The organism is Pseudomonas sp. WSY_20, from assembly GCF_043104335.1.
Lineage (GTDB): Bacteria > Pseudomonadota > Gammaproteobacteria > Pseudomonadales > Pseudomonadaceae > Aquipseudomonas > Aquipseudomonas parafulva_B.
On sequence record NZ_JBICKP010000090.1, the window covers coordinates 1 to 14,305 of the forward strand.

13 protein-coding genes are annotated in these 14,305 nt (G+C 60.9%); 2 read left to right on the plus strand and 11 right to left on the minus strand.

Annotated elements, in window-relative coordinates:
- Positions 1–341: 341 nt before the first annotated feature.
- The 9 genes from msrQ to mrcB form a co-directional block, all read right to left on the minus strand.
- Entirely contained in the window at positions 342–971 is a 630-nt protein-coding gene (msrQ, locus tag ACF8E5_RS21755; protein WP_058639173.1) for a protein-methionine-sulfoxide reductase heme-binding subunit MsrQ, read from the minus strand.
- Positions 971–1,984 carry a protein-methionine-sulfoxide reductase catalytic subunit MsrP gene (msrP, locus tag ACF8E5_RS21760; RefSeq protein ID WP_058639174.1) on the minus strand — a complete coding sequence of 338 codons (1,014 nt, stop codon included), beginning with the start codon at positions 1,982–1,984 and terminating at the stop codon, positions 971–973. Before msrP ends, msrQ begins: the two co-directional genes overlap by 1 nt.
- A gap of 79 nt (positions 1,985–2,063) precedes the next feature.
- Positions 2,064–2,915 (minus strand): CDP-diacylglycerol--serine O-phosphatidyltransferase, encoded by an 852-nt coding sequence (gene pssA / locus ACF8E5_RS21765; RefSeq protein ID WP_023533151.1) that lies wholly within the window; start codon positions 2,913–2,915, stop codon positions 2,064–2,066.
- A gap of 150 nt (positions 2,916–3,065) precedes the next feature.
- Positions 3,066–4,082: a ketol-acid reductoisomerase gene (gene ilvC, locus ACF8E5_RS21770; RefSeq protein WP_058604733.1), complete on the minus strand. Its 1,017-nt coding sequence runs from the start codon at positions 4,080–4,082 to the stop codon at positions 3,066–3,068.
- Between the two features lie 58 nt (positions 4,083–4,140).
- Positions 4,141–4,632 carry an acetolactate synthase small subunit gene (ilvN, locus tag ACF8E5_RS21775; protein WP_003250040.1) on the minus strand — a complete coding sequence of 164 codons (492 nt, stop codon included), beginning with the start codon at positions 4,630–4,632 and terminating at the stop codon, positions 4,141–4,143.
- A gap of 1 nt (position 4,633) precedes the next feature.
- On the minus strand, positions 4,634–6,358 hold the full coding sequence (locus ACF8E5_RS21780; RefSeq protein WP_023533127.1) for an acetolactate synthase 3 large subunit: 1,725 nt from the start codon (positions 6,356–6,358) through the stop codon (positions 4,634–4,636).
- A 407-nt stretch (positions 6,359–6,765) separates the two neighbouring features.
- Positions 6,766–7,095 carry a YqcC family protein gene (locus ACF8E5_RS21785; RefSeq protein WP_392475800.1) on the minus strand — a complete coding sequence of 110 codons (330 nt, stop codon included), beginning with the start codon at positions 7,093–7,095 and terminating at the stop codon, positions 6,766–6,768.
- A gap of 2 nt (positions 7,096–7,097) precedes the next feature.
- Positions 7,098–7,877, minus strand: coding sequence for a tetratricopeptide repeat protein (locus ACF8E5_RS21790; RefSeq protein WP_078477991.1), 780 nt, complete (start codon positions 7,875–7,877; stop codon positions 7,098–7,100).
- Positions 7,878–7,904: 27 nt separating this feature from the next.
- Positions 7,905–10,226: a penicillin-binding protein 1B gene (gene mrcB, locus ACF8E5_RS21795; protein ID WP_058604735.1), complete on the minus strand. Its 2,322-nt coding sequence runs from the start codon at positions 10,224–10,226 to the stop codon at positions 7,905–7,907.
- Between the two features lie 115 nt (positions 10,227–10,341).
- Here mrcB and ACF8E5_RS21800 point away from each other — a divergent pair, with 115 nt between their 5' ends.
- Together ACF8E5_RS21800 and ACF8E5_RS21805 are read left to right on the plus strand one after the other, a co-directional pair.
- The gene (locus ACF8E5_RS21800; RefSeq protein WP_145253483.1) at positions 10,342–11,904 is read left to right on the plus strand and encodes a bifunctional aminoglycoside phosphotransferase/ATP-binding protein; all 1,563 of its coding nucleotides are present in this window, start codon (positions 10,342–10,344) and stop codon (positions 11,902–11,904) included.
- A 138-nt stretch (positions 11,905–12,042) separates the two neighbouring features.
- The gene (locus tag ACF8E5_RS21805; RefSeq protein WP_392475792.1) at positions 12,043–12,327 is read left to right on the plus strand and encodes a TfoX/Sxy family protein; all 285 of its coding nucleotides are present in this window, start codon (positions 12,043–12,045) and stop codon (positions 12,325–12,327) included.
- A 207-nt stretch (positions 12,328–12,534) separates the two neighbouring features.
- Here the strand turns inward: ACF8E5_RS21805 and ACF8E5_RS21810 are convergent, their stop codons facing one another.
- Together ACF8E5_RS21810 and ACF8E5_RS21815 are read right to left on the minus strand one after the other, a co-directional pair.
- Positions 12,535–13,302: a heme ABC transporter ATP-binding protein gene (locus ACF8E5_RS21810; protein ID WP_197844604.1), complete on the minus strand. Its 768-nt coding sequence runs from the start codon at positions 13,300–13,302 to the stop codon at positions 12,535–12,537.
- Positions 13,302–14,285 carry an iron ABC transporter permease gene (locus tag ACF8E5_RS21815; protein WP_193754406.1) on the minus strand — a complete coding sequence of 328 codons (984 nt, stop codon included), beginning with the start codon at positions 14,283–14,285 and terminating at the stop codon, positions 13,302–13,304. Before ACF8E5_RS21815 ends, ACF8E5_RS21810 begins: the two co-directional genes overlap by 1 nt.
- Between the last annotated feature and the right edge of the window lie 20 nt (positions 14,286–14,305).

A 14,305-nucleotide genomic window follows, 5' to 3' on the forward strand; every position in this document is an offset into this window, starting at 1 on the left:
TGTTTCGTCTCAACCGAGGCGCGCATTCTACGCTTTCCTCGTTGCCTGTCAAGCGTTTATTTTGAAGTTTGTTTCGAGAAACTCGTTCAACTTCAAACACTTGACTCGCTTCGATCTCTCGTAGCGGGAGGCGAATTCTACAGCGTTTCAACACGCTGTCAACCTTCTTCTCAACCGCTGCCGATCTGTTCGATCGTAGCCCTTACAGCACCACCCGAACTAGCTAACCCATTGAATCTCAAGGAGTTTCGCGTTCCGATGTCGCTGGAAGTGGGGCGCATTATAAGGGGATTCGAAACCGCGTCAACCATTAATTTCAGAAATCGTGAGATAAGTGCCTGTCACCTTCCAAGGCCACCTCGAACCGCCCTCCCCTTGCTGCGGTTCACGCGCGCAAGCGAACGCGCAACAGCCGGTATCCTCAGCACCATCAACAACATCCCAATAAAGGCATAGACAGCCCACTCCCGCAGGTCAGAGCGTACGATCCACAGAAAATGCAGCAGCCCCAGGCCCAGTACTGCGTAGACCAGCCTATGCAGCTTCTTCCACCGCGCGCCCAGGCGGCGCTGGCTGTAGCGATTGGACGTGACCGCCAACACCAGCAAACCCAGCAAACCAAGGGCACCCACGATGATGTACGGTCGCTTGCGCAGTTCTACCGTCAACTGTCCCCAGTCCAACCCCAGGATGAAGAACAGGTACGCCAGCACATGCAACACGATGTAGGCAAACACCCACAGCCCGAGCTGACGTCGCACCACGATCCAGCCCGGCCAACCGGTAACCCGCTGCAATGGCGTCATGCACAGGCTGATTAACAGAAACACCAAGGCGCCCAACCCCAACCGGTCCATCAACACCTTGCCCGGATCAGGGCCCAACAGGCTGGCCGATGCCTCATACAGCCACCAGGCCGGAAATACGCAGCCTGCCATGAATATACCTAGACGAAACCAGGGATATCTCATCAGTAGTTCTTCCGCAGATCCAGCCCGTCATACAGCGACGCCACCTCATCGGCATAGCCGTTGAACATCTGTGTCTCTCGCACATTGGGACTGAACAGCCCGCTAGGCAACCTGCGTTCACGAGCCTGGCTCCAGCGCGGGTGGTCGACGGTCGGGTTCACGTTGGCATAGAAGCCATACTCATCCGGAGCCAACCCCTGCCAAGTGGTTTTCGGTTGCTCTGCCACCAGGCTGATGCGCACGATCGACTTGATGCTTTTGAAGCCATACTTCCAGGGCACGACCAACCTGAGCGGGGCCCCGTTCTGGTTCGGCAGCTCCCGGCCATACATACCGACTGCCAGGATGGCCAGCGGATGCATCGCCTCGTCCAGGCGCAGCCCCTCTTCATAAGGCCAATCGATCAATGCAAAGCCAGAACGCTGGCCGGGCATGCTCTTGGGATCCTCGAGGGTTTCGAAACGGACGTAACGGGCCTTGGAGGTGGGTTCGACCTGCTTGAGCACGTGCGCCAATGGGAAGCCCAGCCACGGAATGACCATCGACCACGCTTCCACGCAGCGAAGTCGATAGACACGCTCTTCGAGTTGGTAGGGTTTGACGAAGTCCTCCAGTGCATAGCGACCGGGTTTACCCACTTCCCCATCAATGACAACGCTCCAGGGTTCGGTCTTAAGGCTGCCTGCGTTCGCAGCCGGGTCGCCCTTGTCGGGCCCGAACTCATAGAAGTTGTTGTAGTGGGTGGCATCCTTGAAGGGGGTCACGGCTTCGTTTTGGACCGTCACCGCCTGCCAACGGGTACCAGGCAGCTTTTCGGCAAACCAGGCAGGCGCCTTGCCAGCCTGTACGTCAGGGTAGCGAGACGGCTCGCCGGCCAGAACGTTGCCCGGCAACGTACCCAGTGCCAAACCCGCGAGCGAGCCACCCATCAGGGTGCGGCGTGAGAGATAGAGGCCTTCAGGGGTGATCTCCGACGCCTTGCATTCGCCTGACCTGGGAAGCTTGATAAGCATGAGCGGCTCCATAGCACTGGGTAACGGATGTACCAGTAAGACTATGGAACCGGAGGGTTATTCCACAATTAAGGGATTGTCACCCCTTGCGACGACGCGAGCGCAGCAGGAACTGGATAGGGCCGGAAGCCGCATAGGCCAGGAAGGCCAGCAGCAGAATGCGCGGAGGATCGCTGAAGACCACTGCGAACACCAGCACCACGGCAAGGATCGCCACGAAAGGCACGCGCCCCTTGAGGTCAAGTTCCTTGAAGCTGTTGTACTTGATGTTGCTGACCATCAGCATGCCCGCAGCCGCCACCAGAAGCGCCACCAGGAACGAGAGCTTCGAGCCCTGGATGCCATAGTCGCTGAACGCCCATACCGTACCGGCCACCACGCCGGCTGCAGCCGGGCTGGCCAGGCCGATGAAGTAGCGTTTGTCGGCGGTGCCCACCTGTGTATTGAAACGCGCCAGACGAAGCGCAGCACCGGCCACATAAATGAAGGCCACCATCCAGCCGACCTTGCCCATGTCACCCAGCGCCCAGCCAAAGGCCAGCAGCGCGGGGGCCACGCCGAAGGCGACCATGTCCGACAGCGAATCGTACTCGGCGCCGAAGGCGCTCTGGGTATTGGTCATGCGCGCTACCCGGCCATCGAGGCCATCGAGCACCATGGCCACGAAGATGGCGATGGCAGCAAAGGCAAAATACTTGCTCGCTTCGCGCGGGTCGCCAGCGCTCAGGGCACTCTGTGCGTTCATCGAACTGATGATGGAATAGAAACCAGCGAACAGGTTCGCGGTAGTGAACAGGTTGGGCAGCAGATAAATGCCGCGATGACGCACCTTGCGCCCTTCGTCGTCATGCCCCTCTTCAATGTGCTCATCGACAGGTAGCAGGCTTTCGGCGTCGGAGGGCTTGTTCGGCTCTTCGGGACGTTCGCTCATGGAGGGTACCTTGCAACAGGATGGAAAAAGTTCGACACGGGCCCGCTAAACAGGTTCTGACGGCGGGCCACTGGTCTGCTTTATACCAGAAGCTGGCTGCCAGAACGAAAAAACGCGGCCTAAGCCGCGTTTTTCATCGTTCGATAAACCTTAGTTCTTGGTCTTGTCGACGATCTTGTTGGCCGAGATCCACGGCATCATCGAACGCAGCTTCTCGCCGATGACTTCGATGCCGTGCGCGGCGTTGTTACGGCGCTTGGCGGTCATCGATGGGTAGTTGGTAGCGCCTTCGGAGATGAACATCTTCGCGTACTCGCCGTCCTGGATGCGCTTGAGTGCATTGCGCATGGCTTTACGGGATTCTTCGTTGATGACTTCTGGACCGGTCACGTACTCGCCGTATTCGGCGTTGTTGGAGATCGAGTAGTTCATGTTGGCGATACCGCCTTCGTACATGAGGTCAACGATCAGCTTCAGCTCGTGCAAGCACTCGAAGTAGGCCATTTCCGGGGCATAGCCGGCTTCGACCAGGGTCTCGAAACCAGCCTTGACCAGTTCGACGGTACCGCCACACAGCACAGCCTGCTCGCCGAACAGGTCGGTTTCGGTCTCGTCCTTGAAGGTGGTTTCGATGATGCCGGTACGGCCACCGCCTACACCCGAGGCGTAGGACAGGGCGACGTTCTTGGCGTTGCCCGAAGCATCCTGGTAGATAGCGATCAGGTCAGGGATACCGCCACCTTTGACGAACTCGGAGCGCACGGTGTGACCCGGGGCTTTCGGGGCGATCATGATCACGTCGAGATCGGCACGTGGAACCACCTGGTTGTAGTGGATCGCGAAGCCATGGGAGAACGCCAGGGTAGCGCCCTTCTTGATGTTCGGTTCGATTTCCTGCTTGTACAGCTGGCCCTGGAATTCGTCCGGGGTCAGGATCATGACCAGGTCGGCAGCGGCGACTGCCGAAGCTACGTCGGTCACTTTCAGGCCGTGGGCTTCTGCCTTGGCAACGGTGGCCGAACCTTTACGCAGACCGATAGTGACATCCACACCGGAGTCTTTCAGGTTGCACGCCTGAGCGTGGCCCTGGGAGCCGTAGCCGATGATGGCGACTTTCTTACCCTGGATGATGGAAAGGTCGCAGTCTTTATCGTAGAAAACTTTCATGAAATACCCCTGGTTATATCCCGGCCCCAATGGAGCCATCGCTAATTTATTGTTGAATTCAGATGCTGAGCACTTTGTCGCCACGGGCAATGCCGGTAACGCCGCTGCGCACGGTTTCGAGAATCGATGCAGTGCCGATGGCCTGGATGAAGCTGTCCAGCTTGTCGCTGGTGCCGCTCAGTTGCACGGTGTACACGCTGGCAGTCACATCGACGATCTGGCCACGGAAGATATCCGTGGTGCGCTTGATCTCGGCACGCTGGGCACCGGTGGCCTTGACCTTGACCAGCATCAGCTCGCGTTCGATATGAGCGCTTTCCGACAGGTCGACAAGCTTGACCACTTCGACCAGCTTGTTCAGGTTCTTGGTGATCTGTTCGATCACTTCGTCATGGCCAACGGTGGTCAACGTCAGACGCGACAGGGTCGGGTCTTCGGTCGGCGCCACGGTCAGGCTTTCAATGTTGTAGTTGCGCTGGGAGAACAGGCCGACCACACGGGACAAGGCACCCGGTTCGTTTTCCAGCAGCAGGGAAATGATGTGCCGCATATCAGGTACGCTCCGTCTTGCTCAGCCACATGTCACGCATCGAGCCGTCCTTGATCTGCATCGGATAGACATGCTCGCTGCGGTCAACCGCGATGTCGATGAACACCAGGCGATCCTTCATCGCGAAGGCCTCTTCAAGCTTGGGCTTGAGGTCCTTCAGGCTGGTGATGCGGATGCCCACATGGCCATAGGCCTCAGCCAGCTTGATGAAGTCAGGCAGCGACTCGACATAAGAGTGCGAGTGACGGCCGTTGTAGGCCATGTCCTGCCACTGGCGAACCATGCCCAGCACACCATTGTTCATGTTGACGATCTTGACCGGCAGGCCGTACTGCATGCAGGTCGACAGCTCCTGGATGTTCATCTGGATGCTGCCTTCACCGGTTACACAGGCAACGTCCTGATCCGGGAAATTGAGCTTGATGCCCATCGCTGCCGGGAAGCCGAAGCCCATCGTGCCCAGGCCACCGGAGTTGATCCAGCGGTTGGGTTTGTTGAAGCGGTAGTACTGGGCAGCGAACATCTGGTGCTGGCCCACGTCCGAGGTCACGAAGGCATCGCCGTTGGTGACTTCGCACAGCGTCTCGATGACTTTCTGCGGCTTGATGACATTGCCGTCGCCCTTGTCATAAGGGAACAGTTCGCCATTGCCACGCCATTCATCGATCTGCTTCCACCAGGCATCGAGCGACGCCTTCTCAGGCTGCTCGCCGATTTCCTTGAGAATGCCGATCATCTCGGACAACACGCTGTCCACTGGGCCAACGATCGGTACGTCGGCCTTGATCATCTTGGAGATCGAAGCCGGGTCGATGTCGATATGGATGATCTTGGCGTTCGGGCAGAACTTGGCCGGGCCGTTGACCACACGGTCGTCGAAACGCGCACCGACGGCGAAGATGACATCGGCGTTGTGCATGGCCATGTTGGCAGTGAAGCTGCCATGCATACCCAGCATGCCAAGGAACTGGCGATCGGTACCCGGGAAGCAGCCCAACCCCATCAGGGTATTGGTGACTGGCAGGTTCAGCGACTTGGCGATCTCGGTCAGGGACTCGGACCCACCACCCAGGATCACGCCGCCGCCGGCGTAGACGATCGGGCGCTTGGCGGCCAGCAACATTTCTGCCGCCTTGCGAATCTGCCCGGAATGCCCGCGCACCGCCGGGCTGTAAGAGCGCAGCTTGACCTTCTTGGGGTACACGTACTCGAATTTTTCAGCCGGGTTGGTCATGTCCTTGGGGATATCGACCACCACCGGGCCTGGGCGGCCGGATTGCGCCAGGTAGAATGCTTTTTTCAGGATTTCCGGAATCTCGGTCGGGTTCTTGATCATGAAGCTGTGCTTCACGATAGGCCGGGAGATACCGATCATGTCGGTTTCCTGGAAGGCATCGGTACCTACCATGGTGCTAGGCACCTGGCCGGACAGGATGACCATCGGAATGGAGTCCATGTAGGCAGTGGCAATGCCCGTGATGGCATTGGTCGCACCCGGGCCGGACGTCACCAGCACCACGCCGGCCTTGCCGGTAGCGCGGGCGTAGCCGTCAGCCATGTGCGTCGCCGCCTGTTCGTGGCGAACCAGGATGTGCTCGACTTCCGGTTCCTTGAACAGCGCGTCGTAGACGTGCAGGAGAGCACCACCAGGGTACCCGTAGATGTGCTTAACGCCTTCGTCGCGCAAGAAGCGGACGACCATCTCAGCGCCAGATAAAAGCTCCACGTTGTTCACCTCTAAAACGCCAGAATACCGCCCCAACAGGCGGGTCTTAATAGGTTTACTGCCAAGCAGAGCATGAGCGAACGTCAGCACTGACTGAGCAAGTATTGGGAGCTCCCCAGAGTGTTGCGGGGGTTTCCCACCCAGCGCGAGGTAACGCGTTGCGGGGTGTAACAGGTCGGCGCGGGTGTGCGCCTCATGATCTGCTTAGCGGGTCTGCTTCTGGCAGTCCCACTACAGCGGAAGTTGGATTCTTGTTATTTGGCGGCGACAAGTCAAGAAAAATTATTGCCAATTTTCAGCCAAGATGAATTCCTGGCACCACTAAAAATCACTAAAGCAGCAGAAAAATTAAGATTTCTATAAAAAAGGGCCACAATCTGCGGCCCTTGAAGGAAAATTGGAATAAATCAGGCGGTCGAGGCGATCAATTGGTCGAATGCTGCCAACAGCCGGCGCAGCTCCCGGCTCTGCTCCGGCCGGTTCACGAACACGGTTTCAGCCATGGTGAGGATCCCCGACGCGTTGGGCAATGGGTGACCCAACTCGATGATGATCTTCATACGCGGCAGAAAAATCCACTGCAGCCACTGCTCGAAACGCAGGGTGTCGACCGCGAAGGGCACCGTGCTCTCCAGTGCATCGTCCTCAGGCGCCTCGTCGTCCCACCAACCTTGCACCTGCAACTCACGCTCGATCAGCATCAGGTGGTCGGCGATGGCCAGTACCCGCGGCTGCACCGTCACGAGCTCACCCGTGCTTTTTGCCGTGCCTGCGCTGCCCCGGCACTGTCGCCTTGCTTCTCACGCGCCTGGGCGATCGTGTTCCACAACTCGGCCTGCAGGCTCGGACGCCCATTGGCATAGGTCAGCGCACGACGCGCCAACTGCTCGGCCTGCGGGGCGTCACCCTGGGACAGCCTGACCTGCGCCAACCGGTAGAGTACCTGCGGCTCCCGCGGCGCGATCCGCTGGGCCCGCTCTAGGCTCGAGGCAGCGCCGTTGAAATCGCCGCTGCCCTGCTGCGTCTGAGCGGTGGTCAGCAGTGCCAGCACCGGCCCATCGAGCTGTTCGTCAGCAGACAACCCGCCGCCAGCGCCGCTACGCGGAATACCGGTTGGCGCGCTGCTGGCCTTGGGGGCCGACGCGCTGTTCATCGACGCAATATCGAAAGGCTCGTCGGCAATGGGGTTAGGGTCAGTGGTGATCGGTTGGGCGTTGACCGGCTCGGTAGTGATCGGCGTCGTGCTGATAGGCGCCGCGCCATTGCCGGCAGGGAACGTCTGGATGCCGGACGCCCCGGCCCCCTGGGGAATCATCACCGTGACGCCGGAGTCTTCCGGCAGGGTCTGCGCCTGGGGCGTGCCGGCATTGATGCCAGGGGCCTGGCGCTTGGCCGTGACGCGCTCGCTGTTGGACACGCGGGTACTGGAGTCGACCACCGGTATATTGCCGCGAGGCACGCTGGAGCACCCCTGGAGCACCACCAGCGCCGTCACGGCAGGAAACAGCCACTTGTTCACGTCACACCTCTTCAATGCAGCCTGTGCTTAATTCATCCAGCCCTTGACCCAGTCCATGACCGATTCAGCTGGATTCTGCTCGCCGCCACAGGTCGCGCCGGCAGGCGGTTCACTCCCGCGAATATACGGCATCTGCACGGCCCCCGGACAGCTGCTGTCAGACCCCTGGCCGCTGTAGGGATCAATCCAGGCCTGCACCACGTTGTCGGGCTGGGGCATGTCGAGCGGCAGTGGGTCGGCTTTTTTCATGAAGCTGGTCCACACCTGCAGCGCGCCGGTAGCGCCGGTGAAGGGCGTTTTACCGTTGTCGTCGCGCCCCATCCAGACCACCGCCAGCAGGTCCTGGCTGAAGCCTGAGAACCAGCTGTCACGCGAATCGTTGCTGGTACCGGTCTTGCCCGCCAGGGTGAGGGTACGCGGCAAGGTGTTGTACACCGAGCGCCCGGTGCCTTCCCGCATGACCCGCTGCATGGCGTTCTGCACCAGGTAGATGGCCGCAGGGTCGAATGTCTGCTGGATCTGGAACGGATAGCGCTTGAGCGGCTCGCCTTCGGCCGTCAGTACGCTGCGAATACCGCGCATCGGCGTGTTGAAGCCACCGTTGGCCAGGGTCTGGTACATGGTCGCGACCTGCATCGGCGACATCCCGCCTGCACCCAGCAACATCGATGGGAACGCCGGCCAGTCCACGTCCACACCCAGTCGCCCAATGGTCTTGATCACGTTCGGCACACCCACTTCCAGGCCAAGCTTGGCGGTGGACAGGTTGTACGAATGCGCCAGCCCCTGGTACAGGTAGATGGTGCCGTGCGAACGCCTGTCGTAGTTCTGCGGGCGCCACACCTGTCCGTTGGCAGCCTTGACCGAGAACGGTTCGTCCTGCACCCAGCTGGTCAGGGTGTACTTGCTCGGCTGCTCGAGGGCCGTCAGGTACACCGCCGGTTTGACCAGAGAACCAATCGGGCGCACGGCATCGATGGCGCGGTTGAAGCCGGCAAAGCCCGACTGGCGGCTGCCGATCAGGGCCTGCACCTCGCCGGTTTCAGGGTTGGTCACGACCATCGCCGATTCCACCTCGTCGGCGCCCTTGCGCCCGGCCAGGCGCTTGAACGTCTCGTTCATCGAGGTTTCGGCTTTCATCTGCAGGATCGGGTCGAAGCTGGTGAAAATTCGCAGCCCCTCTTCGGTCAAGTCTTCGTCGCGGTAGTCCTGGCGCAGCTGGCGCTTGACCAGGTCCAGGAAGGCCGGGAACGAGCTGTCGGCCAAGCTGCCGCGCTTGGTGACGCCCAGGGGCATCTTCTTCGCCGCATCCACTTCGGCCTGGCTGGCCACGCCCTGCTCGGCGACCAGGTCCAGTACCAGGTTACGCCTGGCCAACGCACGTTCCGGGTAACGGCGCGGGTTGTAGTAAGACGGGCCCTTGACCATGCCGACCAACAATGCGATCTGGTGCAGCTTGAGCTCGGACAACGGCTGGCTGAAGAAGAACTGGCTGGCCAGGCCGAAACCATGCACGGCACGCTGGCCGTCCTGGCCGACGAACACCTCGTTGAGGTAGGCCTCCAGGATCTCGCGCTTGTCGTAATGCAGTTCCAGCAAGACCGCCATCATCGCCTCGGTCAGCTTGCGGCTCAGGCTGCGCTCACTGGTGAGGTAGAAGTTCTTGACCAGTTGCTGGGTCAGGGTACTGCCGCCCTGGCGCATCGATCCGGACGAGGTATTGACCCACATGGCCCGCGCGATGGATTTGGGCGACACGCCCATGTGACTGTAGAAATCGCGGTCTTCGGTGGCCACAAGGGTTTCGAGCAGGTACTTGGGCACCTGGTCGATCTTGATCAGGATGCGATCTTCGAGGTTCTTGGGGTAGATGCCGCCGATCATCAGCGGCTCCAGCCGGACCACATCCAAGGCCTTGCCATTGGCGCCCGCAAGCCCTGCCACGTAATCACCGGAAAACCGTACACGCACGAACTGGGCAGGTTCCATGCCCTCATAGAACTGGAAGCCACGGGTATTGAGGTCCACCGTGTTGCCGTTCACCGCTGCCGCGCCTGGCCCGTTGGCGGCACTTTCACGGCGATAACCCAGCGCGTCGAGTTCGGTGAGGAAATCGTCCTTGCTCAGTTTCTGGCCGGTGAACAGCTCCAGCGGCCTGGCATACACCTTGGCAGGGATGGTCCAGCGCTTGCCGGAAAACTTTTCCTGCACGACGGCATCGAGGTAGACCGCGAAGCCGGCGATGATCACCAAGCCTACCAGGCTGAGCTTCAAAGCCCAGCCCAGCCAGGCACGGGAGCGGCCGGTCGGGCGTTTTTTAGGGGTACGGGAATTTCGAGATCGAGTCATGGCGGCGGATTATACGCACTTTACTGAGGCTGGGCAGGCGGCCCGGCGGTAGGCAGGGACGGCACCATTGACCATAATGGCCGATTCGAATTCCCTGCCCCCGGAAGGATTTCCCGTGAGCCAAGCCCTCATCACTGCGTTGCAGAACCCTGCCCTGTACCCCCACCCCGTGGATGGGTTCCACCTCATCGAGACGCATATCTCCTGGGTATTGCTCACGGGTGAGTATGCCTACAAGATCAAGAAGCCGATGAACTTCGGCTTCCTCGACTTCACCCACCTGGATCAGCGCCAGCACTTCTGCAACGAAGAACTGCGCCTGAATCAGCGCCTGACCGACGGTCTGTACCTGGAGGTGCTGCCGATCACCGGCAGCCCCGACGCCCCGCAGATCGGTGGAGAGGGCCAGGCAATCGAGTTCGCCTTGAAAATGCGTCAGTTCCCACAGGGACAGATGCTGTCCACACTTCAGGCCAACGGTGAGCTGACCGCTGCCCATGTCGACCAGATGGCCCGCCAGATCGCCGAATTCCACCTGCAGGCGCCTCGCGTCCCCGTGGAGCACCCGCTGGGTACGCCCGAGAGCGTGATGGCACCGGTGGAACAGAACTTCGAACAAATCCGTCCGTTTCTGAGCGACAAGGCCGACCTGCAACAGCTCGACGCCCTGCAAGCCTGGGCGCGCAGCAGTTTCGACCGTTTGCATGGGCTGCTCGAACGCCGCAAGGCCGAAGGTTTCATTCGCGAATGCCACGGTGACATTCACCTGGGCAATGCCACGCTGATTGATGGCCAGGTGGTGATCTTCGATTGCATCGAGTTCAATGAGCCCTTCCGCCTGACCGACGTCTATGCCGACACCGCCTTCCTGGCCATGGACCTGGAGGACCGCGGGCTCAAGTGCCTGGCCCGGCGTTTCATCAGCCAGTACCTGGAACTGACCGGAGACTATGAAGGGCTGGAATTGCTCAACTTCTACAAGGCCTACCGCGCACTGGTACGTGCCAAGGTCGCGCTGTTCAGCATGCCTGCCGACGCCGATGGCGTACAGAAGGCCACGACCCTGCGCACCTACCGCAACTACGCCAATCTCGCAGAAAGCTACAGCGCCATCCCTTCACGCCTGCTGGCCATTACCCATGGGGTTTCGGCTGTCGGCAAGAGCCACGTAGCCATGCGCCTGGTCGAAGCGCTGGGCGCCGTGCGCGTGCGCTCGGATGTGGAACGCAAACGTCTGTTCGGCGAGCAGGCGCAAGACGCGACGGGCCAGTTGAGCGCAGGCATCTACGACCAAGAGGCCAGTGCTGCCACTTACCAGCGCCTTCATCAGATTGCGGCTACCGTGCTGCGGGCAGGCTTGCCGGTGGTGCTCGACGCCACCTACCTCAAGCATGCACAGCGCCAGGCTGCCGCCGACGTCGCCAGCCAGACTGGCGTACCGTTCCTGATCCTCGATTGCCATGCCCCGGATGCCGTGATCAGCAGCTGGTTGCAGCAACGCCAGGCGCAGAGCCAGGACCCGTCGGACGCCACTCTGGAAGTCGTCCAGGCCCAGCAGGCGAGCCGTGAGCCGCTGGCTGCCGAGGAAGTCGCGTTGAGCACGCCGGTAGACACCCAGGCGAGCAGCAGCATGGACCATGTCATCGAGCAAATCCGTCAGCGCTTGCCCGGGCTCTGATGCCTGACACGGCAAGACGCCATTTCAAGCAACGCGCCTTCGACCTGCGGCCTTGTTAAAAGGCCGCGCACTTGTCCTGCCCCGCTACACTTCCTCTAACGGCATCCGCTCTTTCCTCAACCATCGCAAGGAGGCGTGATGAGCGAGGATCTTTACTGCCTGAAAAACCTTGGCAAGACTTCGGTCCAGTGGCTGAAGGCTGCCGGGGTGCAAAGCTCGTCGGATTTGCGGCGGCTTGGCGCAGTCCAGGCCTACCTGGCGGTGAAGGCTCGCGGCTTTCGCGCTACCAAGGTCCTGCTGTTCGCCATCGAGGGCGCCCTGCTGGATGTGAACTGGAGAGCACTGCCGCATGCGGGCAAGGCGGCACTGCTCCAACAGTTGGAATCCGCGACTCAGCGCGAGGCAAAAAATAAAGTGCAATAAGCTATTGACCCATGAATGAGAATCGTTATGATTATCACAACTGGTCGCGAGACTGGTTGGATAACCTCAGAGCCCTTGGTTCGGACTCTCAGATTATCTCCTCATCAGGCTAATCACGGTTATTGACCCGGCAATTTGCCGGGTCTTTTTTTGCCTGGCTGTTCAGGCGAATGTCCGACAGCTTCATGAACCCATCCTGCTTCTATTTCAGCGGGCGATGACCAAGGGATGCCCCCGCTCAGGATGCGCCTGCACGATGACGTCGATTCCGAAGACGGCCTTCAGCGCCTTTGGGGTGAGCACACTGGCAGGGCTGTCTAGGGCGTAACTGCGTCCCTGTTCCAGTAACAGGATCCGGTCGCAGTACCGTGCTGCAAGATTAAGGTCATGCAGAATGAGCAAAACGCCAGCGCCACGGTCCGCGAAACGACGCACCGCCTCCAGGGTCGTGTGTTGGTGCAGCGGGTCGAGCATGGAGGTCGGCTCGTCGAGCAACAACGTCACGCCCTCTTCGCCCGGCCACAACTGCGCCATCACCCGTGCCAGGTGCACCCGCTGGCGCTCGCCACCCGACAACGCCAAATAACTGCGTTGTGCAAGGTGGGTCGCGTCTGCCGCCTGCAAGGCCGCCTCCACAATCTGCGCGTCACGCTGGCGCCCGGTGGCGTATGGCATGCGCCCCATGCCCACGACGTCCTGCACCTGGAAGGCAAAGCCTAGGCTGGCCACCTGCGGCAACACCGCCAACCGTTGCGCGCGCTCGGGGCCGGCCCAGTCCGACAGCAGACGCCCTTGCAGCGTCACCCGCCCCTGCGCAGGCACGAGTTCGCCACTGAGCGCCCCCAGCAGACTGCTCTTGCCCGCACCGTTAGGGCCCAATACACCGACGATCTGCCCAGGCGCCAGCTGCAGGTCGATACCTCGCAGAACGTCCTGTTTACCACGGCGCAGGTAGAGGCCTTCGGCTTGCAGCATCACGCGCGTCCTCGGATCAGCAGGTACAGGAAAAACGGTGCGCCAATGAAGGCAGTGACGATACCGATGGGAAGTTCGGCAGGCGCCAACAGCAGCCGCGCTAGCAGATCGGCCATCAGCATCAAAGCGCCCCCTGCCAACAACGAGGCTGGCAATACCACCCGATGATCAGGGCCGGCCAGCAGTCGCACCAGGTGCGGCACCACCAGGCCAATGAAGCCGATCAAGCCGGCTGCAGCCACTGCCGCCCCGACGCCCAATGCCGTGCAGAACACCAACTCCCGCTTCAAGCGCTCGACGTCGATACCCAGGTGCCGGGCTTCGGACTCACCCAGCATCAACACATTGAGCGCCCTCGCCCGTCGAGGCAGCCAGAGCGAGATGCCCGTCGCGACCAGCAGCAGAGGCCAGATCCGCGCGTAACTGGCGCCATTGAGGCTGCCCAGGTTCCAGAACGTCAGGGTGCGCAGGGTGGCGTCATCGGCCAGGTAGCTGAAAAGCCCCACGGTCGCGCCGCCCAGTGCGGTCATGGCAACCCCGGCCAGCAGCATGGTAGCCACATTGGTCTGCCCGTCGCGCCTGCCCAGCCGGTAGACCAGCGCGGTTACACCCAGTCCGCCGAGAAACGCACACAGCGACAACAGATACGGTGACAAACCCTCGGGGACGTTACCCAGCCACCGAGCCCCAACGATCGCGACTGCCGCCCCAACCGCCGCTCCGGCCGCCACGCCCACCAGCCCAGGGTCTGCCAGTGGGTTGCGAAACAACCCCTGCATGGCCACCCCGGACAAGGCCAGCACTGCGCCTACAGCCAGCCCCAGCAGCGTGCGCGGTAGGCGGATCTGGCCAATGATCATCTGCGCCTGCTGCAAACCCTCCGCTGAAAGCGGCACACCCACAAGCCGCAAGCTGGCCTGCAGCGTATCGGTCAACGGCAGGCTTACGGGCCCCAACGACAACGAAAGCAGGATGGCGAGCATGCATGCCAAGCCCAGCCAGA